Source organism: Terasakiella brassicae (assembly GCF_014641495.1).
In the GTDB taxonomy this organism is placed as follows: domain Bacteria; phylum Pseudomonadota; class Alphaproteobacteria; order Rhodospirillales; family Terasakiellaceae; genus Terasakiella; species Terasakiella brassicae.
This window is the reverse complement of the sequence record NZ_BMHV01000070.1, coordinates 1-1,016: the sequence shown is the minus strand read 5'-3', so window position 1 is coordinate 1,016 and position 1,016 is coordinate 1. Positions and strand designations below refer to the sequence as shown.

1 protein-coding gene is annotated in these 1,016 nt (G+C 52.6%); it reads right to left on the bottom strand.

The window, feature by feature from the left end; translation table 11 throughout:
- The coding region (gene tuf / locus IEW74_RS17200) for an elongation factor Tu (RefSeq protein WP_188667415.1) at nucleotides 1–1,016 on the bottom strand (1,016 nt) is incomplete at both ends.

Below are 1,016 nucleotides of genomic sequence, written 5' to 3'. Positions count from 1 at the left end.
CGAAACGCAGACCTTCGTCCATTGCGATCGGTGTCAGCAGGTCGATTTCGAACTCAACGTTATCACCCGGCATAACCATCTCGGTGCCTTCCGGCAAAGAAATAGAACCAGTCACGTCTGTTGTACGGAAGTAGAACTGCGGACGGTAGTTCGCGAAGAATGGCGTGTGACGGCCACCTTCTTCTTTAGTAAGAATGTAAGCTTCGCCTTTAAACTTTTTGTGCGGCTTGATAGAACCCGGCTTCGCCAGAACCTGACCACGCTCAACATCGTCACGTTTTGTACCACGCAACAGAGCGCCGATGTTGTCACCAGCTTCACCGCTATCCAGCAGTTTGCGGAACATTTCAACGCCTGTACAAGTCGTTTTTGTCGTGTCACGGATACCAACGATTTCGATCTCGTCGTTCACGTTGATCACGCCACGCTCTACACGGCCCGTTACAACTGTACCACGACCGGAGATAGAGAACACGTCCTCGATCGGCATCAGGAACGGCAGGTCTTTCGCACGTTCCGGCTGCGGGATGTATTCGTCAACAGCAGCCATCAGCTTCAGAATAGATTCTTTACCGATGTTGTCGTCGCGGCCTTCCAGAGCAGCCAAAGCAGAACCGGCGATTACCGGAATGTCGTCGCCCGGGAATTCGTAAGAAGACAACAGCTCACGGATTTCCATTTCAACCAGTTCAAGCAACTCTTCGTCGTCAACCTGATCAACTTTGTTCATGTAAACAACCAGAGCCGGTACACCAACTTGGCGGGCCAACAGGATGTGCTCACGTGTTTGCGGCATCGGGCCGTCAGCTGCGTTCACAACCAAAATCGCGCCGTCCATTTGGGCCGCACCCGTGATCATGTTCTTAACATAATCGGCGTGACCCGGGCAATCTACGTGTGCGTAGTGACGGGCTTCTGTTTCATATTCTACGTGGGCCGTAGAAATGGTGATGCCGCGTGCTTTTTCTTCCGGCGCTTTGTCGATGTCAGCGTAATCAGAGAATGTTGCGCCGCCA